Annotated in this window: 16 protein-coding genes and 3 pseudogenes; 5 read left to right on the forward strand and 14 right to left on the reverse strand. The window is 68.0% G+C overall.

Annotated elements, in window-relative coordinates; all coding sequences use genetic code 11:
- Positions 1-617: 617 nt before the first annotated feature.
- The 6 genes from OG226_RS00280 to OG226_RS00305 all read right to left on the reverse strand — a co-directional run bounded on the left by OG226_RS00280 (position 618) and on the right by OG226_RS00305 (position 4975).
- Complete coding sequence (locus tag OG226_RS00280; protein ID WP_329347208.1) at positions 618-1358, reverse strand: hypothetical protein; 741 nt, start codon at positions 1356-1358, stop codon at positions 618-620.
- Between the two features lie 142 nt (positions 1359-1500).
- The gene (locus tag OG226_RS00285) at positions 1501-2238 is read right to left on the reverse strand and encodes a hypothetical protein (protein WP_329347209.1); all 738 of its coding nucleotides are present in this window, start codon (positions 2236-2238) and stop codon (positions 1501-1503) included.
- Between the two features lie 327 nt (positions 2239-2565).
- The gene (locus OG226_RS00290) at positions 2566-3285 is read right to left on the reverse strand and encodes a hypothetical protein (RefSeq protein WP_329347210.1); all 720 of its coding nucleotides are present in this window, start codon (positions 3283-3285) and stop codon (positions 2566-2568) included.
- A gap of 261 nt (positions 3286-3546) precedes the next feature.
- Positions 3547-3825, reverse strand: coding sequence for a hypothetical protein (locus OG226_RS00295; RefSeq protein WP_329347213.1), 279 nt, complete (start codon positions 3823-3825; stop codon positions 3547-3549).
- A complete protein-coding gene (locus tag OG226_RS00300) occupies positions 3822-4565 on the reverse strand; it encodes an HD domain-containing protein (RefSeq protein WP_329347214.1) in 744 nt (247 codons plus the stop codon). Before OG226_RS00300 ends, OG226_RS00295 begins: the two co-directional genes overlap by 4 nt.
- A 77-nt stretch (positions 4566-4642) precedes the next feature.
- Positions 4643-4975, reverse strand: coding sequence for a PadR family transcriptional regulator (locus OG226_RS00305; protein ID WP_329347215.1), 333 nt, complete (start codon positions 4973-4975; stop codon positions 4643-4645).
- Between the two features lie 985 nt (positions 4976-5960).
- Between OG226_RS00305 and OG226_RS00310 the strand changes: the two genes are divergently transcribed.
- Together OG226_RS00310 and OG226_RS00315 are read left to right on the forward strand one after the other, a co-directional pair.
- Positions 5961-7469 carry a DUF2637 domain-containing protein gene (locus OG226_RS00310; protein WP_443066976.1) on the forward strand — a complete coding sequence of 503 codons (1509 nt, stop codon included), beginning with the start codon at positions 5961-5963 and terminating at the stop codon, positions 7467-7469.
- Between the two features lie 124 nt (positions 7470-7593).
- Positions 7594-8277 (forward strand): hypothetical protein, encoded by a 684-nt coding sequence (locus OG226_RS00315; protein ID WP_329347219.1) that lies wholly within the window; start codon positions 7594-7596, stop codon positions 8275-8277.
- A 383-nt stretch (positions 8278-8660) separates the two neighbouring features.
- Here OG226_RS00315 and OG226_RS00320 read toward each other — a convergent pair whose 3' ends face one another.
- Positions 8661-9557 carry an SDR family oxidoreductase gene (locus OG226_RS00320; protein WP_329347221.1) on the reverse strand — a complete coding sequence of 299 codons (897 nt, stop codon included), beginning with the start codon at positions 9555-9557 and terminating at the stop codon, positions 8661-8663.
- Positions 9558-9679: 122 nt separating this feature from the next.
- Here OG226_RS00320 and OG226_RS00325 point away from each other — a divergent pair, with 122 nt between their 5' ends.
- On the forward strand, positions 9680-10267 hold the full coding sequence (locus OG226_RS00325) for a TetR/AcrR family transcriptional regulator (protein ID WP_329347223.1): 588 nt from the start codon (positions 9680-9682) through the stop codon (positions 10265-10267).
- Here OG226_RS00325 and OG226_RS00330 read toward each other — a convergent pair whose 3' ends face one another.
- The 4 genes and pseudogenes from OG226_RS00330 to OG226_RS00345 form a co-directional block, all read right to left on the reverse strand.
- Complete coding sequence (locus tag OG226_RS00330) at positions 10268-10648, reverse strand: transposase (RefSeq protein ID WP_329347224.1); 381 nt, start codon at positions 10646-10648, stop codon at positions 10268-10270. It lies immediately after the preceding gene.
- 50 nt (positions 10649-10698) lie between these two features.
- A complete protein-coding gene (locus OG226_RS00335; protein ID WP_329347225.1) occupies positions 10699-10971 on the reverse strand; it encodes a hypothetical protein in 273 nt (90 codons plus the stop codon).
- A gap of 257 nt (positions 10972-11228) precedes the next feature.
- Positions 11229-11470 (reverse strand): annotated as a pseudogene (locus tag OG226_RS00340) (ISAzo13-like element transposase-related protein); the annotation flags it as partial.
- Between the two features lie 80 nt (positions 11471-11550).
- Positions 11551-11724 carry a hypothetical protein gene (locus tag OG226_RS00345; protein ID WP_329353744.1) on the reverse strand — a complete coding sequence of 58 codons (174 nt, stop codon included), beginning with the start codon at positions 11722-11724 and terminating at the stop codon, positions 11551-11553.
- A gap of 12 nt (positions 11725-11736) precedes the next feature.
- Between OG226_RS00345 and OG226_RS51425 the strand changes: the two are divergent.
- Positions 11737-11949 (forward strand): annotated as a pseudogene (locus OG226_RS51425) (hypothetical protein); the annotation flags it as partial.
- Between the two features lie 86 nt (positions 11950-12035).
- Here OG226_RS51425 and OG226_RS00355 read toward each other — a convergent pair.
- The 3 genes and pseudogenes from OG226_RS00355 to istA form a co-directional block, all read right to left on the reverse strand.
- A complete protein-coding gene (locus tag OG226_RS00355) occupies positions 12036-12221 on the reverse strand; it encodes an ATP-binding protein (protein ID WP_443066841.1) in 186 nt (61 codons plus the stop codon).
- Between the two features lie 109 nt (positions 12222-12330).
- A pseudogene (locus OG226_RS00360) lies at positions 12331-12864 on the reverse strand (ATP-binding protein); the annotation flags it as partial.
- A complete protein-coding gene (gene istA / locus OG226_RS00365; protein ID WP_329347227.1) occupies positions 12865-14145 on the reverse strand; it encodes an IS21 family transposase in 1281 nt (426 codons plus the stop codon).
- 139 nt (positions 14146-14284) lie between these two features.
- Here istA and OG226_RS00370 point away from each other — a divergent pair, with 139 nt between their 5' ends.
- A complete protein-coding gene (locus OG226_RS00370) occupies positions 14285-15337 on the forward strand; it encodes a hypothetical protein (RefSeq protein ID WP_329347228.1) in 1053 nt (350 codons plus the stop codon).
- Positions 15338-15442: the final 105 nt, after the last annotated feature.

Here is a 15442-nt window from a genome sequence, read left to right on the forward strand (position 1 = left end):
GATTCCTCGCCTGCCAACGGCCTCGGCCCGGGCCGGCACACCGTACTGCACCGTTTGCACGAGCAGTTGGCCGCCCGACGGCCCGGCTACCGTGCTGTTGGGGTGAAGGCGAAGTTCGAAGGCCCGCGGGTGCAGACCGACACGGGTGAGCAGGCCGCCCGCGCGGCGGCCGCCCGGTTCGTCAGGGCCGCCGCGGCGGAGGCTGCCGCGCTCGGCGCGGGCACGGGGCGCGCGGTGACACGCCGGCCGGGTGGGCCACGGCGGTGTGCGCCGGCTGCCACCGCGCATGGTCCCCGCCCACGAGATCATGATCGCCAACGGTGCTGTCCGGTATTCCGGACGGGGCCCGCACCGTCCCGCAGCGCCTCGCGAGGGCTGACACCACCCCTGCATCGGGCGGCTGCCCTCTCGTGCGAACGCCGGTCCTCCCGGCATCCGGCACGGCGGCGCTCCGCACGAAGGCAACGCACCGTCGCGGTGACAACTCCCGGACTGCCGCCTGTTGTTGGCCACACGGCCCCGCCCCCTGGGAGGGCGGGCCGGCGCCAGGCCGCGGTGTTTAGGTGCCACGGGCGGCGGTGCGTACTGCGAGGCGCGGCCGTTGTTCCTGCCTGGGCCTAGGGCGTCGTGCGCGGTGATCGCAGGACCGGATTCCAGGCGAACCAGCCCAGGCTTTCGGCGCCCAGTTCCCATGGGGCCCCCAGCAGCAGATTCCGGGTTGCTTCAAGGTCCGCGGTGACGGAAGCAGGAGCGGGACCGATACGGGTCATCAAATCCCCCCGTGCGCGCCAGAACTCCTCGTCCTCGCCGCGCAGTCGGCGTATCGCCGCGTCCACGCAGGCAGGCCACTTCGGCATGCCGTAATGGTCGTCGTGGGTCCCGATCCGGGGAGCGCCGGCGAAGACGAGGAAGTCGTCAGGCGGCAGGACCTTCTCGAAGTGCCCGAACATGTCGATGCGCTGTTTCACCTGCTTCTTGATCTCCCCGAGGAACCCCCAGCCGAAGTCCGTCAGGGTCCCCTCGCATCCCGGCCAGATCATGTCCCGGTCCAGGATCAGGTCCTCCAGCTCATAGAGACGGAACTCGTCGTCGGAGCCCAGGACGTCGAACGCCTGCCGGATGAGCCAGGTGTTGCGGGCGAACATCGTCCCGTCGCGCAACGCCTTGCGCCGACTGGTCGGCCGGGAAGCATGCGCGTTCTCGATCGGACCGTTGCGCCACACGGACATGACGAGGCCGTGAGCCGCCGCCCACCGCAGTCCGTCCTGTGCCGCAAAGACGCCCATCTCCTCAAGACGCTGCCGTGCCCAGCCCAGCGCATCCTGAATATCCTCGTCCACCGCTCCGCTCTCCCCCATGACTCGCCAACTCCTCCTCTTCTTCGCGGCGTTCGCGTCATCCGCGCCACTACGCCCCCGGAAGACGCGATCGTACGCGGGCTCCGCCGCCAACCCTCGGTGCCGTCATCTGCCGTAGCCGTGGGGTCCGGCAGGCCCGCTCTCAGGCGGACGGGCGGCGTTGGAAGGCCGTGCCGAGCGCGCGCAGTTCAGCGCGCCGGGCCTGCATGAGTTCCTCCGGCTGGCACAGGGCGGTGTCCAGAAGCCACACCCCGCGGCGGAACGGCTGGAAGCCGATGCTCTCCCACAGCGCGGCAATCTTCTTCTTCGCCTGGCGCCGGTAGGCCTCGGTGACCTGCTCACGGCCTTCGGGGTACTCCCCCATAGCGGGAAATACCGCCACCGCGCAACAGCCCCCGGACAGGCGGCGGACCGCCTCGCCGGCCAGGGCCGGCCCCAGCCCGAAACCTCTCCATTCCTTGTCGAGGCTGACGCGGTCGAGGATCAGCAGATCACCGACGGGGTGGGTGACAGCTTTCTCGAACGCGGCGCTGTAGCCGTCGCGTTGGGAACGGCCAAGGACCGCGGAGACAATGACCTCAAGATCGCCAGACTCGGCGTCCGCCACCTCCCACCGGTTGTCGCCGGTGTAGTCACGCAGCCTCCATAGGATCAGATGCCCGATCTCGGATCCCGCAGCCGGGGCACCATCGCCCCCGTCCTCTTCGTCTTCCCACTCCTCGTCACTCGCCATCCCGTAGGTGACCGTGACATACCAGGATTCCAGGGTGTCCTCGGAGTCGTAGGGCACCGCGGGATGCCCATAGCCGTAATGGAAGTGAAGACGGGCAGGATCACCCGGGAGTTCACTGACCGGCCGTCTGGGCATCGCTAACGTCATGGCAAAGAGACTAGGAGCAGGCACTGACATCCCACCGGGAAACGGTTCGAACAGGACCCTGGACGTGGGCTGGTCTCGTTTGAGCTGGGCGCCTTGGCCCCGCTTCCGGACCGGTTCGGTCGCGTCACCGGTCCCATGGCGTAGCGGGCACGTCAGGCAGGAGGACGCCTCCGCACCCGGGCTACTCGTTCCGTGCCGACCGCGGCACCCCTCAGCGGCGCAGGCGGTAGCGAGCCCACACCCCAGCAACGACAACGCCGGAACGGCCCGGCCCGGGTAAGGTTTGAGGCCCTCGCCTCGCCGTTGTGATGAGGCGCCCCAGCACCGCTACGGCTGTTGAACCCGCTGCCGGGCCGCATCCAGCGCACGACGTTCCTCGAAGGCCCCATCGGCGCTGACGGGAAGACGGCTGTAGCGCTCCGTCGCGACCTGGTCGATGCGCGCAGCGTAGCGGCTCGTGGCGGCCTTGACCGCCTCTGCAGGAGGCAGGAGCCCCTCTGCGGCACGCAGTGCTCGAAACAGCTCTTGAGTGAGCTGAAGAAGCCGGTCGAGTTCATCCCCAGCAGCGGGATACCCCGGCATACTGCCGGACTTAAGGCGCGCAGCGGCGGTCCGGGAGGCCTGCCGCTCCATCGCCACACACACCGCCTGACGGCGCCGCTCCAGGGCCCGGAACGTGGTGCTGGCCGGATCCGCGATGATCTCTTCGGCTGCTTTCACGGCCCGGGCCAGGGGCGGTGCGAAGCGTGTCGCCGCCAGCTCGGCCGCTTCCCGTTCCTTGCGCTCGGCTTCACGGCGCTGCTGCTGCAGTCCCGGCCAGTCGGGGAACTCCTCACGCCCCATGCGCTGTCCGCGCGTTCGGGGTGCCGCCTTCTCCGACTTGGTCAGGCGCCGGTCCCAGTCACCGTGCGCGGTGTAGCTGTAAGCGCTGCAGCCAACCGTTCCCCATCCCCCGAACCCGTAACGACCGTGGCTCCAGCGGTCGTTGACGAAAACGATCGGCTCACCGCAGTGCCGGCACAGTTCCTCCGACACCTCACGTTCCATCCCCACGATGCCCCCTTAACTGCGCGGCTCTCCCCCAAGCCGTGTGAACTGCTCCATCCTGCCAGGCCCCGGACGCACCGGAGCACCGAAGACCGCCACTGCCGGAAGGGGAAGGGACCGGCCGGTCGGGGCCCTGCGCCAGTTGCGGACCCACGACGCGGACTCCCGGACCGGCCGTGGCCGACTGACCGCCGAATCATTCGGTTTGATCACAGGCAACGTCAGAGCCCGCGTTACTGAGGGGACTTGCCGCCTGCGAGGTCAGATGCCGCCGTTTCGGGTGGTCGGGGAGGGCGCGCTGGAGAGCGGGCGGGGGTTTGGTCCGGCGGTGGCTCCGGTGGGGTTTCGCCAGGCCAGGATGAGCTGCCCCAGGCGGCGGGCGGGTGTCTCGCTCGGGAGGAACAGGACGAGCACGAGCAGGATGAAGGCGCCTGCGGTGAGTCCTGCGGCCACCCAGCCGGGTGGGCCTGCGTTCACCATGGCTGCCGCGAAGGCGGCCGCCGCCCCGAGCAGGCCGCCGATGCGGGCTGTCCACCTCATCGTCGTGGCTCCCGGCAGACGGGGCGGCGCAGGGTCATGGACAGGTGGGGCGTGCTGAGCAGCACCCGGAAGGTGAAACAGGCACGGGTGCGGCGGGTGGGCAGGGCGGCCAGTTCCGCTTGCCATTCCTGTCGCCATCGGGCTCGCTGCGCACCGGGCAGCAACAGAGTGAGCAGGGCCAGCAGGCGTGTGGTGACGGCGTAGGGGTTCGGTGCTGGCTGGAGCACGGCCGCGGAAAGATCGTGCAGTTCACGGCTGACGTCGGCCAAGCCCGCCGCGCGGGCCAGGGGGGCGAAGACTTCGATGGTCTCGCGGGCTTTGCCGTACTGCTTGGCCGCGGCGACGAACTCTATGGTGCGCATGTTGTGGAGTCGGTCGGCAAGGCGAATGACCAGCACCGCCTCGCTGTGCGGCCGCTGGACAGACCGCGGCGCGGCGTCCGGCGGGATGGCACGCAGGTCGACGGTGCTGACATCTGCCACCAATTGGGCGACGCACAGGCCGAATTGCCCGGCCAGACGACTCGGCGGACAGAGTGTGTCCTCGATGACGTCGTGCAACAGGGCGGCGCAAACCACGGTCGGCGGCATACCCACATCGGCGACGATCCGGGCAACGGCAAGACAGTGGGTCAGGTACGGGTCGCCGCTGCGGCGGGTCTGCCCCTCGTGCCAGCGGGCGGCCTCCTCGTGGGCGAGCTCGATGGAAGCGAGATCGGCGGCGGGGTGGTGCGCCCTCACGACACCCAATAGGCCTTCAAGGGAAGAACTGTTGTCATGCCGGCTGCCCGGCCGGGCAGCTAACCGGTGCCACGCCCTCATGACACTCCCCCATCGCCGACCGGGTGCACTGCCACCCAGCCCGGCAGCGGCTTTTTGCGGGCACGGTAGACGCGCGCGAGGGCCAGGCGGGCCTCTTCGGCTCCGTACTCGGTGATCCGGTAGAAGCGGCGGCGCGGCCGTCCGGCTTTCTCGTGTATGGCCGGGTCTTCCCAGGTGCTCTCCGCCCAGCCGGCCTCTTCCAGCCGGACGAGGATCGGATAGATCGTGCCCGGCGCCAGTCCCGCCAGTGCGGACAGCTCGAGGCCGTACCACTGCTTGGCGGGATCCACCAGCAAAGCCCGCAGCACCAGTTGGGTCTGCAGGGTCATACGCGGACTACCCATAGCCGTACTCTATATAGCCTATATATGGGATGTCTAGGGAACGTAACGCCCTCGAGGATGAGACCGGAGGTTTCGCCGCGCTGCCGAACCGGCAGCGCGGCCGCGTGAGATGCAGGGGCGTTAGAGCTGTCCGCCTGACCAATGCAGGTCCTGTGGCCGGCGACCTACTCACCACGTTCGCCGCACCAACCGACACGGCGCGGCAGCCCGGCTCCTCCGACCGACTTCAAGCGTCTCGATCTCCGCGAACAACCCACCAACCAGCAGCGGTTGAACCGACCAAGCAAGATCGCCCGACCACCACTCCAACCAGCCACCCGTCCGCTACTACCGGCGCCCCTCCCACACTGAGCAATCAACGCTCACGGAGAGCAGACCAGCTTAACCACTTACGAAGCCGCAGGTCACAGACACAAAGGAACCGACCAGGTCAGCACTGGCCATTGGTCAACCCCGGATGCATCCCGCTCTCCGAACTGAGCAATCCACAGGTCAGCGCTCAAGGATCTGCTCAGCAAAAGAGGACCGGGACAGCCATCGCCCGTGTCCAGCAGGTGAACCGGGCACTGGACTGCTCACTGGAGCCGGACACCGAACAACTCATCAACGACCTCCTCGGCGCACCACACCCCCACCGGACACAGCAGCCATGACCACAACCCAACCCTCACCACCACCCTCACCACCAACCCCCACACCCACCCCTCCCATCAAACCCAACCCCAACCCCAAACCGGGACCGGGACCGGGACCGGGAGCGGGAGCGGGAGCGGGCGCAGGAGCGGGAGCGGGAGCGGGAGCGGGAGCGGGAGCGGGAGCGGGCGCAGGCGCAGGACCAGAACCGGGAGCGGGACCGGGAGCGGACCACGATGCAGCGCAGACCGACGCCCTCCCACCCGGGCCGCACCGTGCCCCGGCCGCCCTCAGCCGCACCCAGCGAGGACTCATCGGCGTGGTCGTCTCCGGTGCGATGGTCATCGCCGGTATCGGCTTCGCCGGTTCGTACGCCGCCGTGCGCGAGCTCGCCCTGAAGAAGGGCTTCGGCACCTTCGCGTATGTCTTCCCGATCGGCATCGACGCGGGCATCTGTGTCCTGCTCGCCCTCGACCTGCTCCTGACCTGGATCCGCATCCCCTTCCCCCTGCTGCGCCAGACGGCATGGCTGCTGACCGCCGCCACCATCGCGTTCAACGGCGCCGCGGCCTGGCCCGACCCGCTCGGCGTCGGCATGCACGCGGTCATCCCGATCCTGTTCGTGGTCTCGGTGGAGGCGGCCCGGCACGCGATCGGCCGCATCGCCGACATCACGGCCGACAAGCACATGGAGGGCGTCCGCCTCACCCGCTGGCTGCTCTCCCCCATCCCCACGTTCCTGCTCTGGCGCCGCATGAAGCTCTGGGAACTCCGTTCCTACGAACAGGCCATCAAACGGGAGCAGGACCGCCTCGTCTACCAGGCCCGCCTCCACACCCGCTACGGCCACGCCTGGCGCCACAAAGCCCCGGTGGAATCGATCATGCCACTGCGCCTGACCCGCTACGGCGTCCCGCTCGCGCAGACGGCCCCCTCGGGCCTCGCCGCGGCGGGCATCGAACCCGTACTGCTGCCCCCCGCCCCGCAGTCGGCCGACGCGGCCGCGAGCAGTCGCACCCCCGAGGCGGCACCGGCCGTACAGAACGACACGGCCCCTGCTGGCGAACAGCATCCAGACCTTGATGACAACGAGCCCCACAAGCAGCCGGAACATGTTCAACACCCGGGGCCGGACGCAAGCCTGTGGTCCGACGATCTGCTGCAAGAGGCCGCCCACGAGGACGACTACGACCCCGGATACGACCTGGAGGAGAATGCCCACGGGGACGAGGAGTGGGAGTGGGATGAAGAACCGCCTGCCCTGCACACCGCTCCGGATGAAGCGGCTTTCAGCTCCATTCCCCCAGCCCTGGGGGCCGCAGAATCACTCCGCCCCGGACGCTCAGCAGACGCCGTGTCTCCACCGCGAAATGCGCAGGCCCCGCGTTCCGGCCAGGAAACAGACCCCAACACGGTGATTCCGCCCGACGAGTTGACGCCTGATAAAAGGACAACACCCCATCCACACAGCCTCACTCCTGTCGACCGCTACTACCTGGCCTGGCAGGACCTCCAGCAACAGCACAAGACAGAGCCAGACGCGACCGAGCTGTCGGCGTATCTCGCCAGCCAGGGGATCCTGGACCGCGAAAACCAGCCCCTCAGAGCAAAGACACTGGCCCGCTACTTCCTTCAGTTCCGGATCTACACCATCTGGGCCCAGCACCGAGCCATCGATGACCATCCAGCCCCCGACCGCGTCGCCAAGGACCTTGCACAGCACGGCATCACCGCCCAGTACAACCACCCCATCCACACGACCGACCTCAAAAAACACCACCACACCTTCGAACACCGCTGGCAAACACTCCACCACCACAAAACGGTCCGAGAGGGCGATTCGTGAGTTTCATGTCTGTTTCGGAAACGGCGAAGCACTTCAATTGGCGAATGAGCGCGTCGGGGCAATGTCCTGACTGGAGGAGTGCGGCTGTGGGGCCTCGTGACATGCTCGGCAGAGGTACGTCACGATGATCGCTATGACCGACGGAATTGCATGGCTTGCTGCTCCCCAGCCGATCGCCTTCGGTGGCTACAGCGTGGTCCTCGCCCGAGGGCTGGATGCCGAAGAGCTGGTATCTCGGCTGACCGCGACAGTGTTCGGGCCGCCGCGCACGCCGCGCAGTCTGGCCCAGCTCACCAGCAAGGACCTGACCGATGTCGTGGAGGACGGCCCCTGGGACCCCTACCCCGTGATAGGTCTGCGTTACGGAGAGATCGGCGAATGGGTCTTTGCGGTCAAGTACGGAGGCTGGCAGGCGGAGTTCGGCCCGCAACCACCTGTATCCCGGGGTGGTGCACACGTCTTCCAGCTGGAATTCGAAGAGGAGAACGGCAAGCCGGTACCACCTCAGTTCTCCTACCTCCACGACGAGCGTCTCATGTGTGCCTTCAATCTCCACCTGGACCGTTCATGGGGATACGACGGCGTGAGCGGTGACACCGAGGTAGCAGTACGCGTCGAGGAAATGCTGGCTGCTGCCGGCCTCCCAAACGCCGGCATGCCCCGCCGCGAAGTGCACCGCACCACACTGGAGATCATCGAACGGCACTTCGGCCTCACCCTGCCCCACAGGCAAATCCTAGAGTCCACACTTCCCGCCGTGGTCCTGGAGATCACAGAACCGGCAAACCCCTCCAAGCGAAGCGGCTAGTCACAGCGCGGTGAGGCTGCGGCAGGATCGCCGGTCGCTTCCTGCCTTCCTGGCGAAGCCGCCAGCATCGGCCCCAGGGCTGATGCGTTCTCAGTCGGCGAGATGAGCTGATCGCCTGCGTACCCGCGGACGCGTGGGACTGTTCGCCCGGTTCGCCAACGACGGGACCCCTGATGTTCAAGGTTGTTGACGCCCTTGATCACGAACAGGGGCCACGTCTGTCGTGCTTGACGATCCGGGAAGTCGGTGTCCGTGACCAGAACCGTGCTGGCCCTTCGTCCGAGCACACGATCCAAGCAAACCCTGTCGGTTCCGTGTCCTCGCCCCTGCATGTCGTCGTTGTCGAGACCGGCACTGCCTGGTGCGTCGGCCTGCCAGGTGCGTCAGGCGCGGAAGTAGGACCCGGCATCCAGGTCCTGGATGAGGCTGGGCCCGCTTGGTGCCCAGCCGAGGAGTTCCTGGGTGCGAGTGCTGGAGGCGGGGATGTCCATGGCGAAGAAGCGGCCAATCCAGCCGAAGTGTTTCTGTGCGTCCTGCGGTGCGATCGAGGTCACGGGAACGTCGAGTCCTCGTCCGATGGCCTGGGCGATCTCCCGTGTGGGGACTCCCTCCTCGCTCACCGCGTGCAGGAGCGTTCCCGCCGGGGCCTTCTCCAGTCCCAGGCGGGTGATCTGCGCGGCATCCGACCGGTGGACCGCCGGCCAGCGGTTCGTGCCGTCGCCGACGTAGCCCGCGACCCCTTTCTCCCGGGCGATCGCGACCAGGGCCGCGATGAACCCGTGGTCGCCGTCGCCGTGCACGGTCGGGGCGAACCGCACGCTGACCGTGTGCACGCCGCGATCGACGTACTCCAGCGCGAGGTTCTCGCTGCCGCCTCGGGGGGACTGCAGGCCGTGGAACGGTGACCTGTCGCCCTCGGTTGTCACCCGGCCCTGCGCCGGGCCGGCGACGCCGGACGCCAGCAGAAACGGACGGCCCGATCCGGTCAGGACGTCGCCGATCGCCTGCACGGCGGCCCGTTCGGCCTGACTGGAGACGGCGGGATTGTCGAAGTCGTGCTTGTTGGCGAGGTGGAGGACGGCGTCAGCACTCGCGGCTCCCTCCCGGATGCTGTCGAGGTCGTCGAGGTCGCCACGACGGACCTGGGCACCCTTCGCGTCGATGGACGCGGCCGAGGCGTCGGAGCGGGCGAGCCCGACCACCTCGTGGCCGGCGGCGAGCAGCTCGTCGACCGTGGCCGAACCGATCCACCCGGATGCTCCGGTGACGAAGACGCGCATGTGAATGATCTCCTTCGATGGCCAAGCCTGGTGAACGAAGCGAGCGATGTCAGTCACTGACGTCAGTGACTGACATCACTGTAGCTGCCATGTCGGCCGCTGTCATCACTAGAGTGGTGACCATGGTGCGATGGGAACCCGGGGCGCGGGAACGACTACAGGCGGCGGCGATGGACCTCTACATCAGTCGCGGCTACGACAGGACGACCGCGGCCGACATCGCCCAGGCCGTCGGCCTCACGGAGCGCACGTTCTTCCGCCACTTCGCCGACAAGCGCGAGGTGCTCTTCAGCGGCCAGGAACTGCTGGAGCAGGCGTTCCTGGACGGCGTGGCCGCGGCTGCGCCGCACGCGTCACCGCTCGAAATGGTCGAGTCCGCCCTGTCGGCCGCGGCGCCGTTCTTCCCCGCCGAGCGCCGCGACCACTCCAGGCGGCGGCGGACGATCATCTCCGGGAATCCCGCGCTGCAGGAACGGGAGCTGCTGAAGCTGGCCGGGCTGGCCACGGCGGTCACTGCCGCCCTCCGATCGCGGGGCGTCCCCGAGGCGACGGCCACGCTCGCCGCGGAATCCGGGGTCACCGTGTTCGGCGTGGCCTTCGGCAAGTGGATCGCCGAGGGTGAGGAGCGGTCGTTCCTCGACATCGAGCGCGAGGTGCTGGGCGAGCTCGTGGCGATGACCGCCGGCGCGACGCGATCAGCGCAGCGATGATCAACCCAGGTGGTGCGACACCAGGGGTGATGCGTTCTCAGGTTGAGAGTCGGAGCACGGCTGCAGCGTGCTGGGGCGTGAGCGGTAGCGGTCGGCTGCGGCGGCGATGTTGGTCCAGCCTGCCTGGCGCATGAGTCCGATGGCGAGGTTGCGCAAGGCTGCCATGACGCGGGGCGCGGTGCCGGTGCGTACTCGCGAGGCGCCCTCGCCGAACATCACATCTCTGACGTGATGCAGGGCCTCAACCGACCAGTGACTCTGGACGAGTTCGGCGAGTCGCGCCGGGCTGGCCTGTTCGGGCGGGAGGCTGGTGATCGCCCAGACGGTCTTCGTCTCGGCCTTCCCGGTCTTGCGGCGGGTGCGGCGGCGCTCGACGTCCACAGCCTGGACGGCGTGCGGGAAGAGCAGGCCGGAACGGACGGTGCAGACCTTCAGACGGCGGACCTCGCGGCGGCACGGCCGAACGACCAGCCCATGTCTCGGGCGACTTCCCGCTGAGCTGCGGCGATCTCCTCCGAGGTCGACCCTGTCACATCGGTGCCCGCGGCCCACTCCAGCCGTGACAGCAAATCGGCCAGAGCCTGCTTCTGAGCGGGGTGGGTGACCGGCACCGAGTCGAGATCCGTGCTCGTCAGCCAGTCGAACAACACGATGGCATCCGCACGCCACAGGCACACCGACACGGTCGGGAGATCCTCTTCCATTCGCCAATAGTGCCTGGCCGACGGCAGTGCCTCGAACAAGTCGCACGACCTCGAAGGGAGGCAATTATGCGGGACTGGTGGGTGTTCAGTTTCGCGAGAGCGTTGACACGCCCGGACAATCTCCTCCAGGGGGATCCCAAGCGCTTCCCCAACACTGCGGTGCCAGCGGGGCGTCGGGAGGCGGCTCTCGCGTTCCCAGCGTTTGAAGTTCTCCGCGTCCAAGAGCTCTCCAAGCGCCTGCGCCGTGAGGAGCACCGCATCCTCACGGGCTGCCCTGCGGGCCGCCATTGGTGCCCGGCGTTCTTGTAGTGGCCGATCAGCTCCTTCTTCTTGCTGTCGACGCTGATCACCGGGTCACCGGCGTCCTTGTGGTCTCGTGCCTGCTCATTCAGGTAGCAGAACTGGGCGTCCCGGTCCGGGTGCTGAGCACCCTCGATGGTCTTGGCGTTGGCCCGCAGGCTGAAGCTTTCTCCCGCAGCAGGCCCGCGACCGTGTCGGCGTCGGAAGGGCAGACGTTGAACCAACAGTCGCGCCACGGGAAGGTGCCGTCGAGCCCGATGTGCAGGGTACCGAGGGTGTTCAGGCGCGGCGGGCCTGGATGAGCTGGTCGACGACCGGGTCGCCTGCCTGGCGGTGGAGAAGGTCGATCGCCTCGACGGTGAAGCCGCGGTCGGTGAGCACGTCCTCCCACAACTGGGGAGTGAGCACCTTCTCCGAACTACCGCTACTCGCCCCTGTACGCCGTGACGTCATGGGCCTCCAAACAGCGCGCCACGCAGGTGTCAGGGTGTTGACTGGGTCAAGCTCCCGGCGAGATCCCAGCAAGTAGCCTGCAGCGCCAGGTGGGTGGTCGAGCGTTCCTGGTCGTGGATCATGCGGGCCTGCCGTCACTGCCGGAATTACGAACGGCTCCCCGAGATGAGCGAATCCTTGATCACCTGGGCGGCCATCACCTTGATGACGAGGCGCCTCACCCGCCGCACGGCCCGTTGTCGGCGGCGGTTGAACGCGGACCCACTCTGGTCGGTTGAATCGTGACCCGTGTGGCTTGTGGTTGGTGGTGTTCAGTCGGTTTCTGTTGTGGCGGTGGGGACGCGTCCGAGTTGCCGTCCGCGCATCCGGTAGGAATCGCCTTTGAGGGAATGGACCTCGGCGTGGTGGACGAGGCGGTCGATCATGGCGGCGGCCACGGTCTCGTCGCCGAAGACCTCTCCCCAGCGTCCGAAGGGCTTGTTGCTCGTGACGATCACGGACGCGCGTTCGTATCGGTTCGAGATGAGCTGGAAGAACAGGTTCGCGGCCTCCGCCTCGAAGGGGGATGTAGCCGACCTCGTCGACCACGATCAGCGGATAGCGGGACAGTTTGGTGAGCTCGGCCTGGAGGTGTCCGGCGTGGTGGGCGGCGGCCAGGCGGTCGACCCATTCGGCGGCTGTGGCGAACGCGACCCGGTGGCCGGCCTGGCAGGCGCGGACCGCGAGTCCGATCGCCAGGTGTGTCTTCCCGGTCCCCGGCGGTCCCAGAAAAACGGCGTTCTCCTTGCCGGCGATGAAGTCCAACGTGCCCAGATGCGCGAGCTGTTGGCGCGTTATGCCGCGCAGATGGGTGACGTCGAGTTCCTCGATCGTCTTGATCGCGGGGAAACGGGCGCCGCGGATGCGGGCCTCGCCGCCGTGGCTCTCACGGGCGGCGACTTCGCGCTGCAGGCAGGCGACCAGGAACTCGGCGTGGGTCCAGGATTCGGTGCGGGCCCGCTCGGCGAGGCGCTCGGCGGCGTCCAGCAGGGCCGGGGCCTTCATCGCGCGGGAGTAGAAGGCCAGGTCGGACGCGGTCTGCTCGCCGGTCCGGCCGCTGCCCGTCTTCGTAGTGACCGGTTTGATGGCGGTGCGGGCCATTCAGGACACCCCGTCCCCGGTCTCGTCGCGGCCGGCGTCGCCCTCGATGAGGGTGAACACCCGGTCGTAGTCGGTCAGTTCGCGTTGCTCGACGTCGACCAGGCGGTCGGCGGCGGCCGTGGCGCGGAGTCGGGCGGCCTGGGCCGCGGTGTGGTGGCGGTACTCACCGCGCAGGGCAGCGGCGGTGCGGGCGTGATCGGGATCGGTGATGGTCTGGTGCTTGGCCCAGCAGCGGGCATGGCGGGCCACGACGGCCCCGCCGGGAGTGAGGATGGCGATGACCTCCTCGATGCTGGTGGTGACCTGGACTTTCTTGCCGATCGCCAGGGGGTGCACGGAGTAGTCGCAGGTGTCGACGCGGATGTAGTGGTCGCGTCCGATGCGGGTGAAGAAGCGCGACCAGCGGGGCGGATCGACGGGCGGGAGGGCGAGCATGCCGGCCCGGTCGGCCTCCCACCGCTCGATGGGACGGGTGCCCAGGGTGCGGTGGATGCGCCGGTTGGCGACGTGCAGCCACCGTTCGAGCTGGGTGTTGAAGTCGCCGGGTCCGCTGAAGGTGCGGCCGGGCAGAAAGCTCGTCTCGAGGTAGCCATTGGCCCTCTCGACCAGCCCCTTCGCTTCTGGATCACGGGGCCGGCAGAGGAAGATCTTGACCGCGAGGAGTCCGGCGAAGGCGGCGAAGTCGACGGTGACCCTGCCCTGGCCGATACCGGCCTCGTTGTCCCAGACCAGCATTTTCGGCACCGCATTCCAGCCGGTCAGCAGCTGCCAGTGACCGTCGATCAGATCGCCTGTCATCCGGCTCGGCAGCATCCGTGCAGCGATGATCCTCGAGTAGCCCGAGACCATCACCAGCACCGGTGGCCGCCCGGACTGGCCATAGCCGAGCGGGATGTCCACCGGCGGGAACCACAGGTCGCACTGAGCCAGTTCGCCGGGCTGATACGTCGTGCGCGAGACCGGATCGACAGGGAGGTAGGCGGGCCGCAGCTCGCGGACGCGGTCCTTGAGAATCGTCATCCCGCGGTCCCAGCCGATCCGCTCCGCGATCACCGTCGCCGGCATCGTCGGGGTCTGTTTCAGCAGCTCACGGATCTGCGGTTCGACCGCGTCGACCGCCGAGCCCTTCAGCGGCCGGGAGTACACCGGCGGCCGGTCCGTGGCCAGCGCCCGTTTCACCGTGTTCTTCGAGATGCCCAGATGCCTTGCGATCGCCCGGATCGGCATCTCCTCGGCCCGGTGCAGCCTGCGGATCTCTGCCCAGTCCTCCACTTGGATCACCCTCTCCTCCCGATCTCCAATCAAGATCAGGTTGGTATGGATGCCACGAAGTGAGTCAGTTTTGATCCGCCGTCAGAGGGTCACCGTTCAGACGACGCCGACAGCCCCTCCCACTGCACGAGCTGTTTTGGAAGCAGCCATGGATGCACGCCTGCTGGGTAATGGTCTCGCCCTTCCCCACCCCCTTCTCGAAACTGCCGCACCCGGTTACCTCACCGACCAGGAGTGGGACCAGAGCAACGACGACTGGTTCGAGGAAGCCTTGGCCTACACCGCACAGCCCTGCCATGGAGCCCGCGGCGCGCTCACCCGGATCAAGCCCCGGCCGGGACAGGCAGCCTTCGACACCCCTCACTACCGGCTGGCCGACTACCTGGAGCAGCACCGCCGCGGAACCCGGTACGGCAGGAACGTTCCCATGGCTCTGTGGGAAGCGGCGTTCCGGCACGCCCGTCCCGAGGATCTGTTCGCCTTCGGCCGCTCTGCGCGCACCATGCATGACACGGACCACCTGAGGTTCCTCCTCAAAGCAGCACAGGCCGGGGACCACGCGGCAGCGTGGGAAGCCGCAGAGACCCTCAACAATTCGGGCCAACTCGCCGAAGCGCTCACCATGTACCAGCTCGCGGCAGACAACGGCGCCTTCGTGACGGCCCGCAGAAAGGCCGCAGGGTTGCTGCATCAGCTCGGGCGCGTCGACGATGCCTTGGAGGAGTACCGCGCGGCAGCCGCCCAAGGCCACCTTCTCTCTGTGTACACCGTCGTCGACGTCATGCTCGGCCAGGGCCAGTCCGCCGCAGCCGCCGTCTGGATCAAACAACTCGCGGAGCAGACGGACCTCGACATCCTCGACACCGCGATCGCCCTGCTCACTCAAACTGGTCAGGACACCGACCTCACGCAATGGCTGCGCCGCCTGGCCGACCTCGGCCGCCCAGGAGCCCTGGGACGCGCAGCCGGCCTGATGCTCAAAGCGGGCCAGGCCGACGAGGCGGTGGCCTGGCTCACTCCCCTGGCCAACGACGGGTACCTGGGAGCTGAGCTGCTCGTGGCCGAGATTCTGGATGAGAGCGGACGGCTCGACGAAGCCGCCACGTGGTATCAGCGGGCCGCCCAGTCCGGGTATCCCAGCGCCCGCAGTGCCCTGATCCGCCTCTCCGCCGGACAGGCCGTGGCGGACGAAGCACGGTGACCGAGCAGCAGAAGCTCTGCACGAGACTCGGAGCAAATCCCCTCACCCCCTGCGCTCATGAGGCGCAAGCGTGCGTAGTGCGTGGTGCCCTGTTGGTGAGGTGTC

This window comes from Streptomyces sp. NBC_01261, from assembly GCF_036226385.1.
In the GTDB taxonomy this organism is placed as follows: domain Bacteria; phylum Actinomycetota; class Actinomycetes; order Streptomycetales; family Streptomycetaceae; genus Streptomyces.

Bases quoted from the DNA above. Each gene is read 5' to 3' on its own strand.
- OG226_RS00280 (WP_329347208.1), bottom strand. From the start codon at position 1,358: ATGGGGGAGAGCGGAGCGGTGGACGAGGATATTCAGGATGCGCTGGGC.
- OG226_RS00285 (WP_329347209.1), bottom strand. From the start codon at position 2,238: ATGACGTTAGCGATGCCCAGACGGCCGGTCAGTGAACTCCCGGGTGAT.
- OG226_RS00290 (WP_329347210.1), bottom strand. From the start codon at position 3,285: ATGGAACGTGAGGTGTCGGAGGAACTGTGCCGGCACTGCGGTGAGCCG.
- OG226_RS00295 (WP_329347213.1), bottom strand. From the start codon at position 3,825: ATGAGGTGGACAGCCCGCATCGGCGGCCTGCTCGGGGCGGCGGCCGCC.
- OG226_RS00305 (WP_329347215.1), bottom strand. From the start codon at position 4,975: ATGACCCTGCAGACCCAACTGGTGCTGCGGGCTTTGCTGGTGGATCCC.
- OG226_RS00310 (WP_443066976.1), top strand. From the start codon at position 5,961: ATGGTCATCGCCGGTATCGGCTTCGCCGGTTCGTACGCCGCCGTGCGC.
- OG226_RS00315 (WP_329347219.1), top strand. From the start codon at position 7,594: ATGATCGCTATGACCGACGGAATTGCATGGCTTGCTGCTCCCCAGCCG.
- OG226_RS00320 (WP_329347221.1), bottom strand. From the start codon at position 9,557: ATGCGCGTCTTCGTCACCGGAGCATCCGGGTGGATCGGTTCGGCCACG.
- OG226_RS00325 (WP_329347223.1), top strand. From the start codon at position 9,680: ATGGTGCGATGGGAACCCGGGGCGCGGGAACGACTACAGGCGGCGGCG.
- OG226_RS00335 (WP_329347225.1), bottom strand. From the start codon at position 10,971: ATGGAAGAGGATCTCCCGACCGTGTCGGTGTGCCTGTGGCGTGCGGAT.
- OG226_RS00345 (WP_329353744.1), bottom strand. From the start codon at position 11,724: ATGACGTCACGGCGTACAGGGGCGAGTAGCGGTAGTTCGGAGAAGGTG.
- OG226_RS00370 (WP_329347228.1), top strand. From the start codon at position 14,285: ATGGATGCACGCCTGCTGGGTAATGGTCTCGCCCTTCCCCACCCCCTT.